At 71.1% G+C, this 23,394-nt stretch carries 21 protein-coding genes; 6 read left to right on the top strand and 15 right to left on the bottom strand.

From position 1 onward, the window contains the following. The first annotated feature begins 70 nt into the window (after window positions 1-70). Window positions 71-697, top strand: a complete 627-nt coding sequence (locus AB0H62_RS34180) for a TetR family transcriptional regulator (RefSeq protein WP_360590683.1) — start codon at window positions 71-73, stop codon at window positions 695-697. On the opposite strand, the gene AB0H62_RS34175 is transcribed toward AB0H62_RS34180, so the two are convergent. Next, the gene (locus tag AB0H62_RS34175) at window positions 694-1,125 is read right to left on the bottom strand and encodes a hypothetical protein (protein ID WP_360590681.1); all 432 of its coding nucleotides are present in this window, start codon (window positions 1,123-1,125) and stop codon (window positions 694-696) included. The genes AB0H62_RS34180 and AB0H62_RS34175 overlap by 4 nt on opposite strands. A 194-nt stretch (window positions 1,126-1,319) precedes the next feature. Here AB0H62_RS34175 and AB0H62_RS34170 point away from each other — a divergent pair, with 194 nt between their 5' ends. Both AB0H62_RS34170 and AB0H62_RS34165 read left to right on the top strand, forming a co-directional pair. Next, a complete protein-coding gene (locus tag AB0H62_RS34170; protein WP_360590914.1) occupies window positions 1,320-2,312 on the top strand; it encodes a hypothetical protein in 993 nt (330 codons plus the stop codon). Window positions 2,313-2,408: 96 nt separating this feature from the next. Further along, window positions 2,409-2,705, top strand: a complete 297-nt coding sequence (locus AB0H62_RS34165; RefSeq protein ID WP_220244044.1) for a hypothetical protein — start codon at window positions 2,409-2,411, stop codon at window positions 2,703-2,705. A gap of 39 nt (window positions 2,706-2,744) precedes the next feature. Here AB0H62_RS34165 and AB0H62_RS34160 read toward each other — a convergent pair whose 3' ends face one another. Both AB0H62_RS34160 and ahcY read right to left on the bottom strand, forming a co-directional pair. Next, window positions 2,745-3,647, bottom strand: a complete 903-nt coding sequence (locus AB0H62_RS34160; protein WP_360590679.1) for an acetoacetate decarboxylase family protein — start codon at window positions 3,645-3,647, stop codon at window positions 2,745-2,747. Between the two features lie 298 nt (window positions 3,648-3,945). Further along, entirely contained in the window at window positions 3,946-5,418 is a 1,473-nt protein-coding gene (gene ahcY / locus AB0H62_RS34155) for an adenosylhomocysteinase (protein ID WP_360590677.1), read from the bottom strand. 98 nt (window positions 5,419-5,516) lie between these two features. On the opposite strand from ahcY, the gene AB0H62_RS34150 reads away from it, so the two are divergent. Further along, window positions 5,517-7,790 carry a hypothetical protein gene (locus AB0H62_RS34150; RefSeq protein WP_360590912.1) on the top strand — a complete coding sequence of 758 codons (2,274 nt, stop codon included), beginning with the start codon at window positions 5,517-5,519 and terminating at the stop codon, window positions 7,788-7,790. Window positions 7,791-7,886: 96 nt separating this feature from the next. Here the strand turns inward: AB0H62_RS34150 and AB0H62_RS34145 are convergent, their stop codons facing one another. From AB0H62_RS34145 to AB0H62_RS34110, 8 genes are all read right to left on the bottom strand, one after another. Further along, window positions 7,887-8,588 (bottom strand): LPXTG cell wall anchor domain-containing protein, encoded by a 702-nt coding sequence (locus AB0H62_RS34145; RefSeq protein WP_220244047.1) that lies wholly within the window; start codon window positions 8,586-8,588, stop codon window positions 7,887-7,889. Window positions 8,589-8,923: 335 nt separating this feature from the next. Further along, the gene (locus tag AB0H62_RS34140; protein ID WP_220244048.1) at window positions 8,924-10,474 is read right to left on the bottom strand and encodes an amino acid permease; all 1,551 of its coding nucleotides are present in this window, start codon (window positions 10,472-10,474) and stop codon (window positions 8,924-8,926) included. An 82-nt stretch (window positions 10,475-10,556) separates the two neighbouring features. Further along, a complete protein-coding gene (locus tag AB0H62_RS34135) occupies window positions 10,557-11,471 on the bottom strand; it encodes a cation diffusion facilitator family transporter (RefSeq protein ID WP_220244049.1) in 915 nt (304 codons plus the stop codon). 181 nt (window positions 11,472-11,652) lie between these two features. Beyond that, a complete protein-coding gene (gene manA / locus AB0H62_RS34130; protein WP_220247101.1) occupies window positions 11,653-12,885 on the bottom strand; it encodes a mannose-6-phosphate isomerase, class I in 1,233 nt (410 codons plus the stop codon). Between the two features lie 107 nt (window positions 12,886-12,992). After that, window positions 12,993-14,087 carry an SIS domain-containing protein gene (locus AB0H62_RS34125; protein ID WP_220244050.1) on the bottom strand — a complete coding sequence of 365 codons (1,095 nt, stop codon included), beginning with the start codon at window positions 14,085-14,087 and terminating at the stop codon, window positions 12,993-12,995. Beyond that, window positions 14,071-14,307 carry a Trm112 family protein gene (locus AB0H62_RS34120; RefSeq protein WP_360590673.1) on the bottom strand — a complete coding sequence of 79 codons (237 nt, stop codon included), beginning with the start codon at window positions 14,305-14,307 and terminating at the stop codon, window positions 14,071-14,073. Before AB0H62_RS34120 ends, AB0H62_RS34125 begins: the two co-directional genes overlap by 17 nt. An 86-nt stretch (window positions 14,308-14,393) precedes the next feature. Next, complete coding sequence (locus AB0H62_RS34115; RefSeq protein ID WP_354864517.1) at window positions 14,394-15,749, bottom strand: phosphomannomutase/phosphoglucomutase; 1,356 nt, start codon at window positions 15,747-15,749, stop codon at window positions 14,394-14,396. Window positions 15,750-15,824: 75 nt separating this feature from the next. Beyond that, the gene (locus tag AB0H62_RS34110) at window positions 15,825-16,178 is read right to left on the bottom strand and encodes a DUF3499 domain-containing protein (protein ID WP_204093559.1); all 354 of its coding nucleotides are present in this window, start codon (window positions 16,176-16,178) and stop codon (window positions 15,825-15,827) included. 115 nt (window positions 16,179-16,293) lie between these two features. Here AB0H62_RS34110 and AB0H62_RS34105 point away from each other — a divergent pair, with 115 nt between their 5' ends. Then, window positions 16,294-16,722: a metallopeptidase family protein gene (locus tag AB0H62_RS34105; protein ID WP_220244053.1), complete on the top strand. Its 429-nt coding sequence runs from the start codon at window positions 16,294-16,296 to the stop codon at window positions 16,720-16,722. 80 nt (window positions 16,723-16,802) lie between these two features. Here AB0H62_RS34105 and AB0H62_RS34100 read toward each other — a convergent pair whose 3' ends face one another. Beyond that, entirely contained in the window at window positions 16,803-20,168 is a 3,366-nt protein-coding gene (locus AB0H62_RS34100; protein ID WP_220244054.1) for a glycosyltransferase family 2 protein, read from the bottom strand. 665 nt (window positions 20,169-20,833) lie between these two features. Then, window positions 20,834-21,091: a WhiB family transcriptional regulator gene (locus tag AB0H62_RS34095; protein WP_220247102.1), complete on the bottom strand. Its 258-nt coding sequence runs from the start codon at window positions 21,089-21,091 to the stop codon at window positions 20,834-20,836. 320 nt (window positions 21,092-21,411) lie between these two features. Here AB0H62_RS34095 and AB0H62_RS34090 point away from each other — a divergent pair, with 320 nt between their 5' ends. Next, on the top strand, window positions 21,412-22,170 hold the full coding sequence (locus AB0H62_RS34090) for a site-2 protease family protein (protein WP_220247103.1): 759 nt from the start codon (window positions 21,412-21,414) through the stop codon (window positions 22,168-22,170). 36 nt (window positions 22,171-22,206) lie between these two features. On the opposite strand, the gene AB0H62_RS34085 is transcribed toward AB0H62_RS34090, so the two are convergent. After that, window positions 22,207-23,004, bottom strand: a complete 798-nt coding sequence (locus AB0H62_RS34085) for a hypothetical protein (RefSeq protein ID WP_360590670.1) — start codon at window positions 23,002-23,004, stop codon at window positions 22,207-22,209. Beyond that, on the bottom strand, window positions 22,997-23,362 hold the full coding sequence (locus AB0H62_RS34080) for a hypothetical protein (RefSeq protein ID WP_220247104.1): 366 nt from the start codon (window positions 23,360-23,362) through the stop codon (window positions 22,997-22,999). The genes AB0H62_RS34085 and AB0H62_RS34080 overlap by 8 nt, the downstream gene beginning before the upstream one ends. Between the last annotated feature and the right edge of the window lie 32 nt (window positions 23,363-23,394).

Raw genomic sequence — 23,394 nt, 5'->3', positions numbered from 1 at the left:
GTCCACGACTGCGGACTTAGCAACCCGCACTTGTCCCGGAGCCGGGGCCCGGGCTCGTACGCTGGCGACCATGAGCCCTGATTCGACGCCGAAGCGCCGGGACCCCGTGGCCACGCGCGCGGCGATCCTGAACGCCGCCCGCAAGGCGTTCACCGAGCACGGCTACGACGGCGCCGGCGTCCGCGAGATCGCCGGCGCGGCCGAGGTGGACGCGCGGCTGATCGGCAAGTACTTCGGCTCGAAGGAAGGACTCTTCGCCGAAGTCGTGGAGGCCGCGTTCGAGAAGTCGATGATGATGACGCCCGACCTCAACGCCGAGGCGGCGCGCGCCCTGCTGACCGGCGACGACCAGCACGCGTCCGACGGGCTGCTGCTGACCCTGCGCTCGGTCGCCAACCCGCGCGCGGCGGCGATCATGCGCGAGAGCATCGAGCGCAACTACCAGAGCCGGCTCGCCGACGCGCTCCCCGGAACCGACGCGACCGGCCGCTCGGCACTGCTGATCGCCATCTGCGCCGGGATGCTGCTCAACCGCATGCTGCTCGGTTCGACCGTGTTCACCGGGCCCGACGCCGAAGGCCTGATCCCGTACCTGCACGCGGCGCTCGACGCCGTGGCCGTGGCCCCGGACGAGACGGTGGTCGACCGGCGGCCCGGCGGGAGGGACGGCACCGCCGGGCCGGCCGGTACGCCTTAGGCGGCCTCGCGCCGCGCGTGCAGCAGGTAGCCCCCGCCGCCGGTGAGCAGCAGGCCCGCGAGGATGAGCAGCGGCAGCCAGCCCGAGTCGTGGTCCTCGGGCGGCGGGGTGTCGCCGCGCGGCAGGACGTCGGCGACGAGGCGGACGCCGTGCGCCTCACCGGAGGCCGACTGCGGAACGAGGTGGGCGTTGCCGACGCCGGAGGGCTGCGCCGCGCTCGCGCCCGGTGCCGACGTCAGCAACGCCATGCCGACGAGCACCACGAGGGCCAGGACCCGGCCTGTGGTGCGTACTCTCTCGATCCGGACCCGGCCACGGTGGACGGCCGCCCGGGTGGTGACGTGTAACTGCTCGGCGAACACCGGCATGGACCTCCCCACCCCCACGACGTGACCCTCGGTCGTCACAACGGTGAACAGTGCGGTCACGCGGAGCAAGATGCTCTTCCGGTGATCAACGCGTTCCGGGTCAGTCCTGGAACACGGAATGGGCACCCTTGCGTGGCCAACCACCCCGAACGGGGGTCGGAGCGGCTACCGTGCGCTGCTAACGTGAACGTTCCGCGGTGTTCACGGCCGGCGCACGCAGTGATCTCCACACTGGTCTGGTGAAGGGACAAGCGGTGTCTCGAGACGGGGAAGGCGCACTGATCATCGAACCTGTTCGCCGTGGCTCGGGCGATCTGCCCGCGGAGCTGGCCGACGCGTTGCGCACCGGCGAGTTCCACCACGCCCTGCGCACGGCCATCTCGCTCCGCGGACTGTCGCTGGCCCGCCTGCGCGCCCACCTGGCGCTGCGCGGCGTCCAGATTGGACAGTCGACGCTCAGCTACTGGCAGCGGGGGCTGCGCCAGCCCGAGGTACCCAAAGCGTTGCCGGCCGTGCGCGCTCTGGAGTCGGTGCTGCAGCTGCCGTCCGACTCGCTGGTGGTGCTGATCGGCCCGCGCACCTCCCGCCCGCGCGGCCACCAGGCCGCGGTGTCGTTCCACGACCTGCGCTCGGGCGACATGGGCTCGATCGTCGACCAGCTGCTCGCCGACCTGGGCGTGCTGCCCTCGTCGAACCACTCCAACGCCGACCTGGAACTGCTCTCGGTCCACGACCGCATCACGGTCGACGAGCGCCGCCGCCAGGTCAGCATCCGCACGCGCTTGGTCACGCGCGCACGGCGGCACGGCCCCGACCGCTACGTGACCGTGTACAACGGCGACCCCGGCTGCAAGATCGACGACGTCGAGCTGATCACCGCCGAGGGCTGCCGCGTCGGGCGGATCCGGCGCCACCCCGGCGGCGAGACGATGGCGACCGAGCTGCTCTTCGACCGCAAACTCGGCGAAGGTGACATCCACGTCTTCTGCTTCGAGGTGCGCGACGACTCCAGCGCGTTGTTCCCCGGCTACTACCGCATGCTGCGCGACCAGGCCGCGAGCTACCTGCTGCAGCTGCAGTTCGCGCCCACCGCGATGCCCGCGCGCTGCACCCGCCAGGTCCGCGCGCGCGACGACGCCCTGCCTGTCGAGGCCGAAGAGCTCCCGCTCGACACGGGCGGCGTGACGAGCGGCTATTTCCGCGACGCGGGACCGGGGCTGGCCGGCATCGCCGTCGAGTGGAACTGAGGCGACCGGTGAACAACGGGGCCCCCGACCTGCGTTGACGGGCCCCGGTGCCGCGCGCACGATGAGTTTTCGGGGCAGCCTCACCGGGAGCCGGATATGAGTTTCGTACAAGTCATCGAGTTCAAGACCTCACACCCGGACGAGCTGAACGAGCTCATGGACGAGTGGAAAACCGCGACGCAGGGCAGTCGCACGGCCACCCACGCGGTGGTGATGAGCGACCGCGACAACCCCGGGACGTACATGGAGTTCGTCGAGTTCCCGTCGTACGAAGAGGCGATGCGGAACTCGGAGCTGCCGGAGACCGCGAAGTTCGCCGAGCGGATCGGCAAGCTGTGCGACGGACCGCCGGTGTTCCACAACCTCGAGGTGATGCGGGACGAACGGCTCTGAGCGGCCGGGCGCCGCGCGGGCGACCCGGCCGCCACCGCGTCAGAGGACGATCAGATCCGTGACGCTGTAGGACAACGAGCCGCGGAAGCCCGCGCCGGTGCGCTGCGGCGCCAGGTCGGCCAGCTCCTCGGCCTGCGCCGGGAAGAACGACAGCTCACCGGTGCCGGTCCACGTACCGGCCACCTGCGGAGTGTCCAAAACGGACTGCGTCAGCTCGTGCACGGCGGGGTTCTGCTGCTGCCCGGCCGTGAGCCGCGGGAAGTAGCGCAGGTTCACGATCGGCCGCCCCAGCGCCGGGATGGTCGGCGCGGTCTTCTCGAGCGTCACGCGCGCTTCGGCCAGCTGCCGGCCGTTCGACGACAGCGTGGCACCGAACCGGCCGCCGGGGCCGACCACCGGGCCGGCCTGGCTCGGCACGCCGAACGCGCGGGTCTGGTGCACGGCCCCGATCTTCTTCGGGAAGCCCTGGATCCAGCCACGGGCCAGAGCCTCGTCGTTGTCCACGTAGATGAACGGGCACCACGCCACGGGCGAACCCTTGTGCACGGCGTCGAGCAGCACGAGGAACTCGCTGTACTGGCTGCGCACCGGGTCGAGGTACTCGTTGTCACTGGCGGAAAACTGCCAGTCGATGAACAGTGCGTAGCCGTGCCCGGAGCTCGTCGGGTCCGGGTCCAGACCGGTCGGCAGCGACGCGGCCGCCGCAGCCGGCGTGGTCCAGAACTCGACGCCGACCACGTCACCCACGTAGTGCCACGGCGGCGTCGGCGCGAGGTTGGCCACCCCGCGGGCGCTGAGCGGATAGCTGTAGCCCTTGAGCCGTTCGTTCACCGGCGTGGTCGTGGTCCCCTCGGCGAACGCGGGGGTGCTCATCGCCCCCGCCGCCACCGCGGCCAGCCCTCCGGCGAGTACCCCTCTTCGGCCCACTTCTCCTGCGGACAAGGCAGATCCCCTTCACTTCGACAATCCCCCGGCCGCCGTACGCGGCCGCTCCTCTTCGAAGGAACCACGGGAGGGCTCCGGACGGGTCCGGACGCGAAGAGGCCGGAGCCCAGGAGGCAGAACCGAAGCGGATCTTCGGGCACATCGGGCGTCGTGGACTTGTCATCGATCGGGGAACCGGAGTGCACTACGGGGTGGTCCGAACCAGCCGGGCGTCCACTATGGATGGCCGGCGCTCCCGGAACACCGAAGCGGCACCCGGAAACACTCCGGGCGCCGCTTCGGCTGTGCTGAACGCTCAGTAGCGGTAGTGATCCGCCTTGAACGGGCCTTCCACGTCCACGTCGATGTACTCCGCCTGCTCCTTGGTGAGCTTGGTCAGCTCGCCGCCCAGCGCCTGGAGATGGATGCGCGCCACCTTCTCGTCGAGCTTCTTGGGGAGGCGGAACACCTCCTTGTCGTACTCCTCGTGCTTGGTGAACAGCTCGATCTGCGCGATGACCTGGTTCGAGAAGCTGTTGGACATCACGAACGACGGGTGCCCGGTCGCGTTGCCGAGATTGAGCAGCCGGCCCTCGGACAGCACGATGATCGTGTTGCCGTTGGGGAACACCCACTCGTCGACCTGCGGCTTGATGTTGATCCGGTGGATGCCCGGGTAGCGCGCGAGGCCGGCCATGTCGAGCTCGTTGTCGAAGTGGCCGATGTTGCCGACGATCGCCTGGTGCTTCATCTTCGCCATGTGCTCGACCATCACCACGTTCTTGTTGCCGGTGGTGGTGATCACGATGTCGGCCTCGGGCAGGACGTTCTCCAGCGTCTTGACCTGGTAGCCGTCCATCGCCGCCTGCAGCGCGCAGATCGGGTCGATCTCGGTGACGATCACGCGCGCGCCCTGGCCGCGCAGCGACTCGGCCGCGCCCTTGCCGACGTCGCCGTAACCGCAGACCACGGCCACCTTGCCGCCGATGAGCACGTCGGTGCCGCGGTTGATGCCGTCGATCAGCGAGTGGCGGATGCCGTAGCGGTTGTCGAACTTCGACTTGGTCACGGCGTCGTTCACGTTGATCGCCGGGAAGAGCAGCTCACCCGCGGCGGCCAGCTGGTAGAGCCGCAGCACGCCGGTGGTGGTCTCCTCGGTGACGCCGCGGATGCCCGCGCCGATGGTGGTCCACTTGGAGTTGTCGGCAGCGACGGACGCGCGGACCAGCTCCAGGAAGACCTTCCACTCGTCCGAGTCGTCCTCGTCGGCGGGCGGCACGACGCCGGCCTTTTCGTACTCGGTGCCCTTGTGCACGAGCATGGTGGCGTCACCGCCGTCGTCGAGGATCATGTTCGGACCCTCGCCGTCCCAGGTGAGCATCTTCTCGGTGCACCACCAGTACTCCTCCAGCGACTCGCCCTTCCAGGCGAACACCGGTACGCCCTTGGGCTCCTCGGTGGTGCCGTGCGGGCCGACGACCACGGCGGCGGCCGCGTGGTCCTGCGTGGAGAAGATGTTGCACGAGGCCCAGCGGACCTCAGCACCCAGCGCCACCAGCGTCTCGATGAGGACAGCGGTCTGCACGGTCATGTGCAGCGACCCGGAGACCCGCGCGCCCCGCAGGGGGTAGACCTCGGCGTACTCACGGCGCAGCGACATCAGGCCCGGCATCTCGTGCTCGGCGAGGCGGATCTCCTTGCGGCCGAACTCGGCGGCCTCGAGGTCGGCGACGGCGAACTCGATGCCGCCCCGGGTGTCGTGCCGCTTGGCAACGCTTTCGGGGGTCATAGTGCGGTTCCTCCAAGGATTGATGGCATCTGAACAGTACCGTTGTCGGCTTGACGTGCCCCCGACCGGCTTAGGAGACCCTTACCGTGCCCGCCCCGCTGCCCGGCCCCGACACCCGCATCGTCGAGCTCAGGGTGGCCGGACTCGCGGGCACGAGCGGCGAGACGCTGCTGGACGCCGTGGCCACCGTCGACGTCGCCGGCGACGGGATCGGCAGGGTCGTGCGCCCGGCGGACCGGCTGCGGCGCCCGGCCCCCGGTCCGATGGTGCCCGCGCTGGGCCGGTCCATCCCACGCACGCTCGAAGGATACCTGTGGAGCCGCATGACCTCGGGCGGCGCCGCCAAGGCCACGTGGGCGCTGCTGTTCCCGTTCTCGCTGGCCAACGTCGCGTTCTGGATGCTGCCGCCGGTGCACCGCGCCCGGTGGCTCGGCGGGCTGTGCCGTGGGTTGCTGCGTGTGGTCGCCGTGCTGCTCACGATGCTGCTGATCGGGCAGGTCGCCGCGACCGCGCTCGACCTGTTCGCCACACAGTGCCTCGCGCCGGGCAGCGGTTGCCTGCTGTGGGTGCCGTCGTGGCTGCGCTCGGACCCGGCGCGGCTGACGATCGGCGTCGCCGTGCTGTTCGCGGTGATCCTCTTGCTGCACCGGATCTCGTCGTCGAACTGGCAGGTCAAGGCTCCTGAACCGCGCGCCCGGCGCGGCTCGCCGCTGCAGCTGCTCGCCGACCCGGAGGCACCCGGGATGTCCGCGACGCACACGGTCGCGGCCCTGGCCTGCGTCGCGTTGCTGCTGCTCGGCGGACCACTGAACGTGCCCGACGACGTGCCCCGGTTGATCGGCTGGATCTGCGGGCTGGGGCTGGTGGTCGCGGTGATCGTCGGCGCGGCGATCGGGAGCGACCCCGGACGCATCGCCCGGCGCACGCTGATGACCTTCGCCGCGGCGCTGGTGGTTTTCGCGGCCGTGCTCGCCGCGCCGCTGCCCGCGCATGGAGGCCTGCGCGGCACCGACGGCATGGTCGAAGGACTCGGCGCGGCGCTGGTCGCGATCACCGTCCTGTTCGCACTGGCCCTCGTGCCGATGGCGCTGCTCGCGCGAACGACCTGGAAGACGCGGCCGAAACGGCTGCGTCCGTGGCTCGGCGGCTGGGCGGCGGCTCCCGTCGTCACTCTCGCGGGCTTGCTCGGCGGTGGCTTCGGCGCCGGGCTGGGCATCGCCGTCCGGCGGCTGCTGGGCACGAGCGGGCTGCGGCTGCCCGACACCTACGAGCTGATCACCGTGCTGTGGGGCGCCGGGCTCGCGTTGATCGCGGTGCTCGCCGTGGCCGGATACGCGATCGCGGTGCCGCTGCGCCGGCGTCGCCGCGGGATCCCGGCGCTGGTCGAGCTGGTGCAGCCCGACGCGAAGCAGGAGGAGGTCGCAGCTCGCGCGTGGGCCCGATCTGCGTGGGAACGCCGGCACCTGCACCAGCTGGCGATGATCGTGGCCATCGGGCTCGGCGTCGCCGGGCTCGCGTTGCTGGTCGTGCGCTTCGGCTTCGACCTGCGGCCCGCGTGGTTCACACCGGTGTCGGCCGTCGGCGTGTTCGCGCTCGGCGCGTTCGCGGCGGGCCTGCTGCGGGTGGTCTACTCCGCTGCGCGCACACCGGAACGCAACCGGCACCTCGGCGCGCTGTCGGACCTCGTGTCGTTCTGGCCGCGCGCGGCGCACCCGACCGTGCCGCCGTGTTACGCGCTGAAGGTCGTGCCCGAACTGGCCGAACGCGTGAAGGAACACCTCACCGAACCGGGGACGCGCGTGGTCCTGTCCGGACAGAACCTCGGCAGCCTGCTCACCGTGCTCACGGCCGCGCGCCTGTTCACGGAGCTGACGCCCGAGGAACGCGACCGCGTCGGCCTGCTCACCGCGGGGTCGCCCCTGCAGTGGGGTTACCAGCGCGCGTTCCCCGCGGTGCTGCCGCAGGATTCGCTCGCGACGCTGTTCGGCGACCTCGACGGCCGCTGGCGCGCACTGTGCCGCGGCACGGACATCTTCGGCGGCGGCGTCACAACCTGGCGGCACAACGTCTCCGGCCGCCACCTCATCGGCGACGGGTACCTGCCCGAAGGCGGCTCGGGCGCGCTCGAAGCGACGCCCGAGGAGTCCGGCGTGCTCGTGCTCGGCGGCGACCACTGGCTGCCCGACCCGCTGCGCGCGCCCGACGGCCGCCACCGCTGGGCCCCGGGCGTACTCAAGCACACCGACTACCTGGCCGACGCCGAATGGGACCAGGCGCTGGCGATGGCCGCGGGGCTCGGCCGCCCGAACGGACGCTCGCGGCTGCTCGGCGAGCAGGGCTCACTGTTCGGCGACCTGCCGCGCCCGCGTTGAAAACCCTTGCCCCTGTAACAAAAAGACCGGAGGGGATCCCCACCCGTGGGCAAACGGGCGAGGATCCCCTCCGGCTTCAGGAACCCGAAAAGCAGATCAGTTGGCGCTGCGGCGACGGAACTTCAGCAGCGCGAGCAGGCCACCACCGACGACGAGCAGCGCCGCGGCGATGTAGAACAGCCACGCGTTGTCGAAGCCCGTGTTGGCGAGCTGGCCGCCGGTGCCACCGGTCTCGTTGCCGGCCGGGGCGGCGGCGACAGCGGTGGTGCTGGTCGGGGCCTCAGTCGGGGCGTGCGACGTGGTCGGGACCGACGAGGCCTCGGTCGGCTGTGTGGTCGGGGTCTCCGCCGGCTTGGTCGGCTGCGTCGTCTCCGGCGCGGTCTTGGTGCCGCAGGCGTACCAGCTGTCGATCTTCGGCTGGCTGCCGTTGTAGTTGTGCGGCGCGATGAGGTTGTTCCAGGGCAGGTCCTGGGTCAGGTTCTTCTTGCCCGGGACGTACACCGCGTAGCCGTCGTCGCCGCCGGCGACGACCAGCGCCTCGACCTTGACGCCTTCCTTGGTGGCGGTGATGTTGAGCGACTTGCTCTTCTCGCCGCCGGTGAACGTGAAGTCACCCTGGTCGAGCTTCTTGCCGCTGACACCCTTGATCTGGGAGCAGTCGGGGGCGTGGCCCTGGATCGGGTTCGCGCGGCCGTCGTCGGAGGTGCACGCGAGGGCGGACGTCGCGGTGCCCAGCAGGGCGAGTCCGGCCACCGCGGTGACCGTGAAACCCGCACGCAGTCTGGTGATGGTGGGCATTCAGAGAACTCCTGTACCGAACGGGGGATATACAGCGAAGATCAGTGCACTCCCAGTGAGGATCGAAACCACTTACCGTATGAATCACACACGAGTGATTAACCCGTCAGAGGGAAGCCGAAGCGGACGGTATCGCAAACGGCTCACCCGCTCACCCTGCGTTCGAGAGCGTGATCCAAACCGAGACGCGGAGGTGACCTTCTCGTGATCATTCTGACTTAGGTGACAACTCGGCAACCCCACGCAACCTTCGCGCGCCCCGGCGAATCCCCAGGTCAGGAGCGCGAAAAGGCCCGCCGCCCCGAGCGGGACGACGGGCCGTGACGAGCAGTGGTTCAGTCCTCTGTAGGCGCCGAAGATTCCGACGAAGCGGACTTCGCGGCCGGTTCCTCACCCGAGGCGATCCGCTTGCCGAGCAGCGAGTGGCGCCGGCTGTAGACGAAGTAGATGACGACCCCGAGGACCATCCAGACGATGAACCGCAGCCAGGTCAGCACCGTCAGATTCAGCATCAGCCACAGGCACGCGAGGATCGCCAGGATCGGGATCAGCGGCACCGCCGGCACGCGGAACGCGCGCGGCAGGTCCGGTCGCGTCCGGCGCAGCACCAGCACACCCGCGGACACGAGGATGAACGCGAACAGCGTGCCGACGTTCACCATCTCCTCGAGCTTGTCGGCCGGGAAGAACGTGGCCGCCACGGCCACCAGGCCGCCGACGAGCAGCGTCGCGCGCTTCGGGGTGCCGTGGCCGCCGGTATTGGCCAGCCCGCGCGGCATGAGGCCGTCGCGCGACATCGCGAAGATGATCCGCACCTGGCCGAGCATCAGCACCATCACCACGGTCGTGAGGCCCGCCAGCGCGCCGACGGAGATGATGTTCGCGGCCCAGTCGACGCCGTTGACGGAGAAGGCCGTGGCGAGCGTCTTGTGGCTGCCGTCGCCCGCCTCGGTCGCCAGGTCGGTGTAGGGCACCATGCCGACGACCACGAGCGACACGGCCACGTACAGCACCGTGACGATGGCCAGCGAGCCGAAGATGCCGCGCGGCACGGACTTCTGCGGGTTGCGCGTCTCCTCCGCGGTGGTGGCCACGATGTCGAACCCGATGAACGCGAAGAACACCAGCGACGCACCGGCCAGCAGACCGAAGATGCCGAACACGCTGCCGCCGCCACCCAGGATCACCGAGAACAGCGACTGGTCGACCCCACTGTCGCCCGGGCCGCCGGGCTTGGCCTCCGGGATGAACGGCGTGTAGTTCGCGCCCTTGATGTAGAAGACGCCGAGGATGATCACGAACAGCACCACGGCGACCTTGATCCCCGTGATCACCATGGAGAACCGCGAAGACAGCTTCGTACCGATGGCCAGCAGCGTCGTCAGCGCGACCACGACCACGAGCGCACCCCAGTCGATGGTGACCCAGCCGAGGTCGAACGTGGTCTTGGCGCCCTCGCCGAACAGGTAGCCGAGCACCGTCTCGAGGTAGACCGACCAGCCCTTCGACACGGCGGCCGCGCCGACGGCCAGCTCCAGGATCAGGTCCCAGCCGATGATCCACGCCATGAACTCGCCGAACGTGGCGTAGGAGAAGGTGTAGGCGCTGCCCGCGACCGGCACGGTCGAGGCGAACTCGGCGTAACACAGCGCCGCCAGCGCGCACGCGATCGCGGCGCACACGAACGCGACCGACACTGACGGGCCGGAGAAGTCACCCGCCGTACGCGCGGTGAGCGTGAAGATGCCCGCGCCGATGACGACCGCGACGCCGAACACGGTCAGATCCCAAGCGCCCAGGTTTCTTCGGAGCTTGGTATCGGGCTCGTCGGTGTCCGCCATGGACTGCTCGATCGACTTCGTGCGCCACAAACCGTGCCCGGGCACCGCGACCTCCTCGGATGACCTGCGTCAAAACTGGGTGAATCACCCTAACGCGGCATACCCGGAGTGGCGCGGTGGAAGTTGATCACCGCGCGTCGCGGTCGAGGTCCGGTTCGAGGTAGATGAGCGATGCGACGGGGACCTTCGCGCGCACGCGGGCCTCGGCGTCGTCGATGGCCAGTGCGACCTCGGACGTGTCCAGCCCGGGCACCAGCGCGAGCTTGGCGGCCACGAGCAGCTCGTCGGGGCCGAGGTACTGCGTGCGGATGTGGATCACGCGCTCGACCTTGCCGGCGGCCAGCTCGTCGACGATCTTCTCCAGATCGGTGTCGGTCGCGCCCTCGCCGATGAGCAGGCTTTTCATCTCGACGATGAGGATCACCGCGATCACGCCCAGCAGCAGGCCGATCATCACGGTCCCGATGCCGTCCCACACCGGGTGGCCGGTGAGCGTGGACAGGCCGACGCCGAGCAGTGCGAACACCAGACCGATGAGCGCGCCCGTGTCCTCCAGCAGCACGACCGGCAGCTCGGGTTCCTTGGCCTGGCGGATGAAACGCCACCAGCCGGCGTTGCCCTTGATCTTCCGCGACTCGCCGATGGCGGTGTAGAAGCTGTAGCCCTCCAGGCAGATCGCGACCAGCAGGATGATCACGGCCACGATCGGCGATTCCAGCGGCTCGGGCTCGATGATCTTGTGGATGCCCTCGTACAGCGCGAACGCGGAACCGAGCGTGAACAGCATCAGCGCGACGATGAACGAGTAGAAGTACCGCTCCCGGCCGAAACCGAAGGGGTGTTCCTTCGTGGCGCGCCGGCGCGACGTCTTCTGCCCGAGCAGCAGCAGGCCCTGGTTGGACGTGTCGGCCAGCGAGTGCACCGACTCCGCCAGCATCGACGACGAGCCCGTGACCAGGAACCCGACGAACTTCGCCACCGCGATCCCGGCGTTGGCCGCGAGCGCCGCGATGATCGCCTTGGTACCGCCACCTGCTGACACGGCGTGCTCCCCTGCCTGTTGCGCAATGGATTCCCGAAATGCCCGATCGGGAGCCTAGAGGACCGATCATCACGCCGTCGCTTCGGCCACGTGAACGTTTTGTGCTCGAACCCCGCGAACCGTGAAGGGCACCTTGCGGGACCCGGAGTCCCTCGAGGTGCCCTTCACGGAACGTCGGAACTCAGTCTTCGCAGGTCCCGGCGGTGGCGCGGAACAGCTGGGCCGGCCGGCCCGCGAGCGGGCGAACCGAGACGGCCGGGTCGGCCGCGGGGAGCCACACCGACTGGCCGCGCAGCAGCTCGACCTGCTCCCCGTCGTCGGCCGTCACAAGCAGGTCGCCGTCGGTGCAGAGCAGGATCTGCGGGCCGGTGCAGTCGACCACGAGCTCGGTGTCGTCGTCGGCCTCCCAGCGCACGCGCGAAAGCTCGAACTCCGGCGCGTCCGTGTGGTAGACGGCCATGCGCTGACCCGCGCATTCGCCTTGCTGCACCGGCATCTCGCCGCACGCGAAGTCGACCACACGCAGCAGCTCCGGCACGTCCACGTGCTTGGGCGTGAGGCCGCAGCGCAGGATGTTGTCGGAGTTGGCCAGGATCTCCACGGCGGTGCCGGACAGGTAGAGGTGCAGGTTGCCGGCCGGCAGGTAGATCGCCTCGCCCGCGCGCAGCGTGAGGCGGTTGAGCAGCAGCGCGGCCAGCACGCCGGCGTCACGCGGGTGCGCTTCGCCCAGCTCCAGGATGGTCCGGCACTCCACGCCGAACTCGCCGTGGTCGGCGATGTGGCGCACGCACGCGTCGAGGACCTCGGGCAGCAGCTCGTCGAGCGAGGCCTGCGGCAGCGTGATCCACGTGGTGAACAGCGCACGCAGCCCCGCCGGGTCCGGCTGGGCTTCGAGCAGTCCGGTGTACTTCGCCAGCCCCGGCGTCTCGACGGCCTTGAGCAGTTTCACCGTGCGCTGCGGGTCGCGGAACCCGGCCAGCGCGTGGAACTCCGTGAGCGCGCAGACGAGCTCGGGTTTCGCGGTCGGGTCCGGGTAGTTGCGGTTGGGCGCGTCGCGCGGGATGCCGAGGCGCTCCTCGCGTTCGTGCCCCTCGGCGGCCTGTGCGGCCGACGGGTGCGCCTGCATCGACAGCGGCTCCTCGGCCGCCAGGATCTTCAGCAGGAACGGCAGGCGGCCGCCCCAGCGCTTCGCGCAGCGTTCGCCGAGCTGGCCGACCGGATCGGCGTCCACGAGCTCCAGCAGGCTCCGTTCGGTGCCGTCCGGGGCGAGCACGCGGGACGGGTCGCCCGGGTGGGCACCCATCCACAGCTCGGCCTCGGGGTGCGGCGCCGGCACCGGACGTCCCTGCAGCTTCGGGATCGCGGTGCGCGATCCCCACGCGTAGGGCCGTACGGCGTTGCGCAACAGCTCCACTGTCACCTCAACTCCCAATCCTTCCCATCGGCCGGAGCCGATGTCGTGCAGGCGGTGCCGTCCCCACGGCGCCCGTCCGCACTTCCTCCCCCTGATCCCGTGAGCCGTCAAGCGGTGGCCGGCTCATACCTCCCGGCGCCACCGATGCGGCCCGCCGCGAGCCCGAGGTACACCGCGGCGAGCTCGAACCGCAGCGCGAGCACCGCGGCCCGGACGATCTCGTCCGCTTCGAACTCCTCCGCGGGGGCGATCACGTCCACGTCCGGGAGGAACTCCTCGGCCTGGAAGCGGGCCGCCTCGGCGGCGGGCCCGGTCCGCACCGAGAGCAACAGCACCCTCGTGGCGGTTCCACCGGGTGAGTCGTCCGGATCGGCGAAGATGTCACGCTCTTGGCCGCCCGATTGCACCAATCGGCGAAGAGCGGGCCGCGCGAGCGCCTGCCGGTAGTCCTCCGCGTCGCACACCATGCCCGCGTGAGCCCCGAAAGCGTGCGCCGCGTGCTCGGCGACGGCCACCGCCACGGGGTCGAGACCCCACAGCAGCGGCACGCGGTCGGCGACCCTCAGCGCGAGCGCCTTGGCCGGGTTCGCGAACGACTCGCGCGCGAGGTAGTCCTTCTCGGCCTCGAGGTCGAGCTGGTCGGCCAGCGTCCGGACGTCGGCCACCAGCAGGCCCAGCGCATTGGCCGTGAGCAGCCCGGCCGCGAGCCCGCGCGGGAACGCGAGCTCGGGCGGCACGAGGATGCGCGGCGCGAGCAGCACGCCCTTGCCGGCCACCGAAGCGGCGACGGGGCCCTCGGCCGGCGCGGAGAGCACCACCGTCGCGCCGAAGCGGGCCGCGCGCTCCAGCGACGCGGCCAGCTCGCGGTCACCGGCGTCGTCGGTGTGCGCGAAGACCACGTCGAGCGCACCGATCCACGACGGCACCGTCTCGGCCACCACCACCGGCACCGGGCACGCGGGCGCGAGCAGCGCAGCCAGCAGGCGCGTGAGCGTGCGGCTGACCCCGGGCCGGTCGATGAGCACCAGCGAACGCGGGCGCCCCAGGTCGAGCCGGTCGCTCAGCTCCAGCTCGGCCGCGGCCTCGGCGGTGGCCCGCACCTGCGCCCCGGCCATGGCGGCGGCACGCAGCAGCCCCCCGCTGTCGGCCTCGGCCAGGCGCGCGGGGTCGTCGAGCAGCGAATCGTCAAGCACTGTCGGCATGGCTGTCATCCGGCTCACCGGGAGTGTGGTCACCACTGAGTACCGCTTCGTCGAGAAGCAGCACGGGAATCCCGTCACGGACCGGGTACACCCGGCCGCACTCGGTACAGGTCAGCGCTTCGGCATCCGCGTCGCCCGGCGTGCCGGGACGCAGCGGTGCGTGATCCGGCGACGGGCACGCGAGGATCTCGAGCAGCTGGGCGTCAAGCGTGATGGCCATGGTTCCTCCATACCACGCGTAGGTGGGTCGCAACGGCACCTTCCGGACACAGTTCGCCTCGGTCGGTCCCCATCAGCGTGGCTTGCTCAGCCTCGGACAATTGCCAGTACATCGTCGGTCAGCGCCTCGACGGCGGCGCGGTCGGCGGCCTCGACGTTGAGCCGCAGCAGCGGCTCGGTGTTCGACGGGCGCAGGTTGAACCACGCGCCGCCCGGGAGCTGCACGGTCAGGCCGTCGAGCTCGTCGATCTCGACGCCCGACTTGTCCGCATACGCGTCCTTCACGGCGAGCATGCGCGCGACCTGGTCGGACACGGTCGAGTTGATCTCACCCGAGGCCGCGTAGCGCGAGAAGTCCTGCGTGAGCGCGGACAGCGGGCCGTCCTGCTCGCCCAGCGCCGCGAGCACGTGCAGCGCGGCCAGCATGCCGGTGTCGGCGCGCCAGAAGTCGCGGAAATAGTAGTGCGCCGAGTGCTCGCCGCCGAAGATCGCGCCGGTGCGGGCCATCTCCGCCTTGATGAACGAGTGGCCCACGCGCGTGCGCATGGGCTTGCCGCCGTGCTCGGAGACGATCTCCGGCACGCCCTTCGACGTGATCAGGTTGTGGATGACCGTGCCGCCCGGCTCCTTGGCCAGTTCGCGCACGGCGACCAGCGCCGTGATCGCGCTCGGCGAAACGGGCTCGCCGCGCTCGTCGACCACGAAGCAGCGGTCGGCGTCGCCGTCGAAGGCCACGCCGGCGTCGGCGCCGACCTCGCGGACCTTGGCCTGCAGGTCGACGATGTTGGCCGGGTCCAGCGGGTTGGCCTCGTGGTTCGGGAAGGTGCCGTCGAGCTCGAAGTACATCGGCACGATCTCGATCGGCAGCCCGGCGAAGACCGTGGGCACGGTGTGGCCGCCCATGCCGTTGCCGGCATCGACCACGATCTTCAGCGGCCGCGAGTGCGTGAGGTCGACGAGGTTGCGCAGGTAGGCGGCGTAGTCGCCCAGCACGTCGCGCTCGCTCACGCTGCCGGTCTTGCCCTCGAACTCGGGCACGCCCTGCTCGACGGTGTCGCGGATCTCCGTGAGCCCGGTGTCCTGCCCGACGGGGCTGGCGCCCGCGCGGCACATCTTGATGCCGTTGTACTTCGCGGGGTTGTGGCTGGCGGTGAACATCGCGCCCGGCATGTTCAGCGAGCCGGAGGCGAAGTACAGCTCGTCCGTGCTGCACAGGCCGATCGACACGACGTCGAGACCCTGCGAGGTCACGCCTTCGGCGAACGCCGCCGACAGCTGCGGGGACGAGTCACGCATGTCGTGGCCGATCACCACCGAGGGCGACTCGGCCTTGATGAGCAGCGCGAACGCGGCACCGAAGTCGCGTACCAGTGACGCGTCGAGCTGTTCGCCGACCACGCCGCGGATGTCGTAGGCCTTCACGATGCCCGAAAGATCTGGCACGCCGTCTCCCCGCCGTCAGTTTCTCGTCGCGGCGCCGGTCGCGCCGCGCGGAAAGCCTACCGGCGGGAGCGGTGCTCAGGCGCGCCCGGGGAGCACGCGGAGGTGGCCGCGCCTGCCGGACGGGCCCTCCGGCTCGGGCGGCGGCGCCGGCCGGTCCGAGCGGCCCGCCTCGCGGACGGCCTCGGCCAGCGCGGTCAGCTCGTCGGCCGACTGCTCAGGAGTGGCGAACGTGCCCTCGTGGCGCACGACTTCCCAGCCCTTCGGCACGGTCAGCCGCAGCGCGTGGGCCTCGCACAGGTCGTACGAATGCGGCTCAGAGGCGGTGGCGAGGGGACCGACGACGGCGGTGGAATCGCTGTACGCATACGTGAGCGTGGCGACAGCGGGCTCTGGACAACCCGTTCGCGAACATTTCCGTACGCTCCGCACGATCCAGAACGATAGCGCGTCGCCGCAAGGGGGCCCCGGCGACACGCGCGTGACCCCGGCGACCGCATAGACTTGCGCGGTGGCAACGGCTCGTGATTACCGACAGCGGCAGCGAATGCGGAGGGACCGGCACGGCCGGGGCCTGCGCGGAGCGCTCTACCCCGCGTCCCTGCCCGCCGCCGCGAGCCGGGCGGAGAAGTTCGACGCGCTCGTGCTCGACGCGCTCGAACCGATCGAAGCGCGCTGGCGCCACGAGCTGACCAAGCTCGACGTGGCGGTGGACGAGGTCCCCGAGGTCCGCCCGGACGGCCGCGCGCCGGCCGAAGGCGTGCTCCACGACGGCTCCGTGCCCTTGTCACGCCTGGTCCCGGCCGGGGTCGACCGAGCGGGGCTGCCGACTCGCGCGCGGATCGTGCTCTACCGGCGGCCGCTCGAGGCGCGCGCCAAGGACCCGGGTGAGCTGGCGGAGCTCGTGCACGACGTGCTGGTGGAGCAGGTCGCGGGCTACCTCGGCGTCGAACCGGACGTGATCGAAGGCGATTGAGTCGGTGGGGGCTGGTGCCCCGTCGTAGATGGTCCGGTTCCGCTGCCCGACCTCCCGGCTCTGCTGCACGGCGGCTCGGTTCAGGGGCGAGGGGCGCGGCGGCGTGAGGGCACCGCGGTGAGCGCAGTGAAGAGCACCGCGGCGAGCTGGGCGAGCAGCAGCAGGCCGCGCTCGGTGCCCGGGAACGCGAGCGAAACCTCCGATGACTGCGGCGGGATCGACACCGCGACCTGGTGACCCCACGCGGGCACGATCGGCACGGCCTTGCCGTTCACGCTCGCCGTCCAGCCGGCCTCCTGCTCGGCGGCCAGCACCAGCAGCCGGCCGGTCGGGCCGTCGGAGGCGCGCACGCGGACGTCGGGCAGCCGCGCGTCCACGGGTGAGACCCCGGGCGACGCGCCGGGCGCGCCGCCGCCTGTGACGGCCGCCTTGGCCAGCTCCGGGGAGATCAGCGTGACCTCACCGGCCTTCGGCAGGAGCCTCACCACGGGCCGGCCGTCGGACATCGGAGCCGCCGGCGCGACGAGTTCACCGGCGAGCGAGACGAGGGCCTGCGGATTGCTGCCGGGCGGGAGGATCACGTACTCGACGCCGGACACCGCGGCCGCCGCGACGGCTGATTTGACCGCGTTGGCGTCGCCCGTGAGCAGGTCGCGGCGCCAGTTCGCGAGCCGCTCGGGCGTGCCCGGGGTCGGGGCGAGCTGGTCGTCGCCGAAGACGGCGAGCCGGCCGCCGGTCTGCCGGGTGAGCTGACCCAGGTCGAGCACCGCGCGGCCGCTGCCGACGAGGTCGGCGGCCACCTCGGGCGCGAGGGCGGGGCGCGGCTGGGCGGTGAGCGGGCCGTTGTGGCCGGTGCCGACGGCGCTGACGCCCAACGCGATCAGCACCACCACCCCGGCGACACCCGCGACCTTGGGCAGCCACGGCGCGGGCACACTCGCCGAGCCGCCGCGTTGCCAGGTCGCGAGGACCGCCCACAGCAGCCCGGCGCCGACGACCAGCAGCGGCACGCCCGTGTAGCCGGTGGCGGCGGGACCGCCCTGCATCGGTGTCACCGGAACCTGCCGCACGAGCACCACCGCGGCGACACCGAGCACGGCGAGTGCGAGGCCGCCGGCCACCTGCTTCGTCGGCCGGACCACGAGCGCGACGAGCGTGGCCGCCAGCACCCCGACACCGATGGGCCACGCACCCGGGCCACCCGGCGTCAGCCCGGCCAGGTCCGCGCCGGACGCGGGCGCGGCGGGACCGCCGAGACCGTGCAGGAGCAGTTCGGGGTATTTGAGCAGCACCGTCGGCCACGGCAGGAGCAGCACGAGCGGCAGGATCACCACGATCCCGACCGACGCCGCGCGGCGCGCGAGCCCCGTCGGCGCCGGCAGGACCACGAAGCCGAGCAACAGGCCCACGAGCGCGAGGGCGTGCGCGAGCGGCGAGAACGCGCCGAGCACCGCGACGCCGAAGGCCGAGAGCGCCGACACGTGCAGCCAGCGTGTGCCGGGGCGCGTGAGCAACCGCGCGATCCCGGCGACGACGAGCGGCAGCACGAGGTGGACCACCACGACGTCGAGGCGCCCCTGCGCGACCGACGCGGTGGCGGCGGGCAGCAGCGCGTACGTCGCCGCGACGACCGCGCGCACCCAGCGGCGCACGGGCAGCTTGCGCGTGGCCGCGTACGCGCTCAGCGCGGCGAGCGGGATGTCGCCGATGAGCAGGATCGCCACGAGCGCGGCCGGGCCGCCCAGGGGCGCGAAGATCGCGCCGATGGTGCCGAGCACGGGCAGCGTCGCGGGGGCGGGCGCGCCGGTGCCGCCCGCGACCGCGTGCCACGGCGCGAGGTAGGTGGACCAGATATCGCCGAGACCGCCGACGGGCAGCAGCCCGCCGCCGGAGAGGTCCAGACCGAGGCGGCCGCGGTTGACCACGAAGGCCAGGGCCGTCAGCACCACGACGAGGACCACGGGCGGGGCGAAGATCGTCGCGGCCAGCACTCGGCGGCGGTTCACCTCGACGAAGACGAGTCCGGGTTCACGGGCCGGCGCCGGTCGCGGTGTGGGTGAGGGCTTCGGGCCGTCGCCGGGCTCGACGACGGTTTCCTCCGGCACTTCCTCGCGTTCCGGCGCTGTGTCTTGTTCCAGCGCTGTGTCTTGTTCCGGCGGCACGGCGACGGCCACGACCGTGCCCGTGCCCGGCCGGCGCAACCCCGAACCACGGGAACTCAAGCCGCGCAAGGCTCCTGCGGGCAAAGCTTCGGGTCCGACGGGCCGGCGATCGGCGGCGCCGAGCGCTTCCGGCGCGATCCAGGCCGGCTCCTCGGTGAGGCCTTCGGGGACCGTGCCGAGCGCGACGTCGCTCTCGACGCCACGGCGCACGAGCCCGACGACGCCGGCGCGTAGGGCGTTGCGCAGCCGCGTGTACCGGCCGACGAACAATCCCCGCACCGTGCCGGGACGCGGTGATTCCCGCCGGTTCGCCCGCGCTGCCCGGAGTTTTCCGCGGCCGCCCGTGAGGTAGGCGAGCGCGGAGAGTTCTGCGCGCGCTTCGGGAGCGCGCCTCAGGACGAAGAAAACGAGCACGCGCAGCAGCAGGAGCAGGGGCAGCCGGACGAGTCCGAACCAGAACGAGAACGGCGAGCAGTTCACGAGGAACACGCGCAGCCCGTGCGCGCGGTTCACGGCCGCGAGCGAGCGGCCCGCCGCGTCGGGCGCGCGCCGGCCGGTCGAGAGGGCGCGTGCGTGGCGGACGCGGGCCGCGGGCACCGAGAGCACGAGCGCGCCGGTGGCGTTGGCGCGCCAGCCGAAGTCGAGATCCTCGCGCAGCAAGGAGAAGTCCTCGTCGAAGCCGCCGAGGGCGTCCCAGAGTTCGCGCTGCACCAACGATCCCGCGCTCGGCACGGCGAGCACCTCACCGGGCTCGTCGCCGGGCGCGGCCATCTGCTGGCGGTGTCCGGACGCGTCCGTGGACAGCCCCGCCTCCACGATCAGGCGTGGCTCGGCCCAGTCGAGCCCGAGCGGCCCGAGCACCTTCGCCGACGGCGCCGCTTCGGCGGCCTGCAGGAGCTCCTCGAGGCAGTCGGGTTCGGGCGCGCAGTCGTCGTGCAGCAGCCACAGCCACGCACCCGGGTCGCCCCACCGTTCCACCGCGTGGGCCACGGCGGCCGCGATCGCCGCAGCGAAGCCAATTTCACTCGAAAGAGTGATGACGCCGGACAGCACCGGCTGCGAATCGGGCCCCGCCGCGACCCCGCCGGGCTCGGCCGCCTCGGCGAGCAGCTTCGCGGTCAAGTCGGTGGACCCGGTGTCGACCGCGAGCACGTGCCGCGGCCGGACCGTGCTGCGCCGCAAGGAAGAAAGCGCCAGCGGCAGCCACTCTTCGCCGTCGTGACAGACCACAATGGCCAGAACGGGCAGCGTCCTCACGAGCGACGGTGCGACGGTGCGGGTCAACAACCACTCCTGGTCAGGCTGCGGGCGGGTGCGGTCACCCTACGGCTTGACCCGCGCACGCGGCGCCGGACCCGCACCCACCTTTTCGCCGTCGCGGCGTCGAACGTTTCGCGCCGAACGCCGTGTGGATCACACTGACGTCTCCACCACACGCGTCCACGCCTCGGGACGCACCGACCACATGCGACACACGACGACGGCACAACTACCGTCGTCGCCCACTTCGATCCCCACCGCCAGGCTGGGATTGATCCGCGCCGAAACCCCGCCACAGCGGCAAGTTCCCCACGCACACTCCATTGACGCCTGGCTACCCACGCGGTTGCGCGCCCAAACCTCGAAGTTTCGCCGAAGATCGAAAACCGTGGTCGCGAACTTGCCCCACGTCGGGCGCAACCCGGCCACACGCGGGCGCCCGCCAGCCTAATCCGGTGCTATACCAGCAAAAACGCCACGAAAGCGAGAGGGCCCGTGCCGCGCACGGACCCACCTCACCCCTCGCAAAACCAGTCAAGCCCGCAGCACACGCCGAACTCGAAAGGCGACCACAGTCGGGGGTCCGGGGGCTTGCCCTCGGGCGGGGTCTGGGGGTTGCACCCCCAGAAGACACTGACGCGCGACGTGGTTCGCGCTTTCCGCGAACACACCGCACCCCCGAGCAAGCGTTAGATCGCTCGCTTTTTCAGCTTCCGCCGCTCGCGTTCGGACAGACCACCCCAGATGCCGAAGCGCTCGTCATGCGCCAGGGCGTACTCCAGGCACTCGTCCTTGACCTCGCAGCCGAGGCAGATCCGCTTGGCTTCGCGGGTCGAGCCGCCCTTCTCGGGGAAGAACGCCTCGGGGTCCGTCTGCGCGCACAAGGCGCGCTCCTGCCAATCCTGTTCCTCCTCGGTGGCATCGAAGAGGTCGGTCAGATCCCCCAGCTCCTGCTCAGGGTTCTCGCCCCAACCCACGACGTGCCCCCACTCCCTCTTTTCAGGCCTCGAGTCGGTCCTCGAGCCTTCCGCTTCCAACCGCACGTCCGCCTCCTCGCTCCTACGCACTCCCCAGGCTGGCGGTGGTGAAACGTCATCCGCTGTCCCCTCTCGACAGCGAATGACATCACTGTGATTACACCCGTGTAGTGCGGTCAGGTCAAGCGGAGTAGCGAGTTCGGGGGATACCTCTCGCGCGTTGCGCAAGGGGACACGCCGAAGACTTCACACCGGGCATACGGAAGACTGGTGGAGTGCAGAGATCAGCAGTGCGGCCCAGCCCGGTCTTCATCGGCATCCTCGCGGTCGCCGTCCTCGGCGGAATCCTGGCCGCGTACGGTGATTCACTGAGTCTGACGGGTGACAAGGACCCGCTCTACGTCACCGGTGTCGTACTCCTCGTGGCCGGCGGATGGATCGCTTCGCTGACCCTGCACGAGTTCGGCCACGCCTTCGTGGCCTATCGCGGCGGCGACGCCGGGGTCGCCCAGAAGGGCTACCTCACCCTGGACGTGCGGCGCTACACCGACCCCGTCCTGTCGATCCTGCTCCCGCTGATCTTCCTCCTCATCGGCGGCATCCCGTTGCCCGGCGGCGCGGTGTGGATCAACCGCGGCGCGCTGCGCAACCGCGCGACGTCGTCGTGGGTCTCGCTCGCCGGCCCGCTGTCGAACCTCGGGGTGGGCGCCGCGCTGTGCCTCGTGGTGGCGCTGGTGCCGATGTCGACCGGCCTGTTCTTCGGTCTGTCCTACCTGGCGCTGCTGCAGGTGATGACGTTCCTGATCAACATCCTGCCCATCCCCGGCCTCGACGGCTGGGGCGCGATCGAGCCGTACCTTTCACCGCAGGCGCGGGCGTTCGGCGCACGCGTGCGGCCGTGGGCGCCGCTGGTGCTCTTCGCGTTGTTCTTCGCGTTCCGCCCGCTGTCCGACGCGCTCTGGTACGTCGCGGGCCTGATCTTCGACGCGTTCGGCGGCAGCGGCCTGGCCGCGCAGTTCGGGCAGTCGGCGTTCCTCTTCTGGCGCTGACGGCCGCGGTCCGGCTCAGGGTTCAGGCGGTTGAGCTCAAGAAAAAGAAGCCCAGTGCGAGTTGGCCATCAGCCACCCGTGCGCGCGCTTCCAGATCTGCTTGAGCCCCCAGCGCTCGCCGAGGTAGTCGCCCGCCGCGCCGACCACCGGAACCAGCCCGAGCGCCCGGTGGTAGAAGCGGCCTCGCGGGCGCTTCTCCAGCTCGTCGGTGATCCCCCACAGTGACCGGCCGAGCCGCCACAGTGTCCCGGCGACGGCCTTCACCGTCACCTTGCCGTGGGCGCGTTCGGATTCCGTCAGTTCTTCGGTGAGCTGCGCGGCCGCACTGTCCTCTGCGGACTCGTCGGCCGGCTTGCCCGCGGCGAGCACCGGGTCGATGTCTCGTTCGAACAGCACCGACGCGATCAGCCGCACCCGGCTGCCGACGTCGGTCACGCCGTACTCCCCCGCGATGGCGCACAGCAGCAGCCCCTGTGACGCCGCGCCGAGCGTGTCCTGCACCGGCAGCCGGTCGGCGAGCGCGCCGCCAAGGCCCGGGATCGAGGTGAGCGCCGCCGTGAACCGGCCGACCCGGTTGACCCACCAGCCGCAGCGCTCGTCGATGTCCATGCGGGCCCACGCGGCGGTGCCGGGGACCTTCACCGACGTGAGCGCGCCGAGCACCTTCTCTTTGAAACCGTCGTCGCCGAACTCCTCGGCCGCCTCGGTCTTGCGGGCCCGCGCCCGCAGGCCGAACGGGTCCGACTCGCGCAGCGCGTCGAGCATCGGCGCGCAGGCCCGGACGAACGGACGCAGCACCGCCACGACCTGACGGTCCGAAATGGGCTCAGCCACGGAGCTTGCCCTTCGCCGAGGCCGCGCGGCCGAGCCCGCCGCCGAGCACGAGCGCCGCCGGCAGCGCGCTCGCGCCGAGCAGCAGGATCGCCCGCCAGTCCTGAACGAGCACGAGATCGCCGCCGGGTCCGGCCAAGCCGATGACGAACACCACGACCACCCACACCACGAGCGGCACCCACGACAACCCTGGGCGCACGAGCTTCGCGGTCGTCAGCACCAGCCACGGCGTGGTGACCACGCCGACGAGCACCGTCAGCGGCAGCGGCACCTCCCCAAGCGTGCCGACGCGCAGCGGCAGGAAGAACACTTCAATCAGCGCCAGCAGCAGCGCGTCCAGGCACAGCACCACCAGCATCAAGCGCTGATCGAGGCTCAGCGGGGCCGGCA

The sequence above is a fragment of the Amycolatopsis sp. NPDC050768 genome (assembly GCF_040654155.1).
In the GTDB taxonomy this organism is placed as follows: Bacteria; Actinomycetota; Actinomycetes; order Mycobacteriales; family Pseudonocardiaceae; genus Amycolatopsis.
Note: the sequence above shows the minus strand (reverse complement) of the source record. Positions and strands in the feature narration are given on the sequence as shown.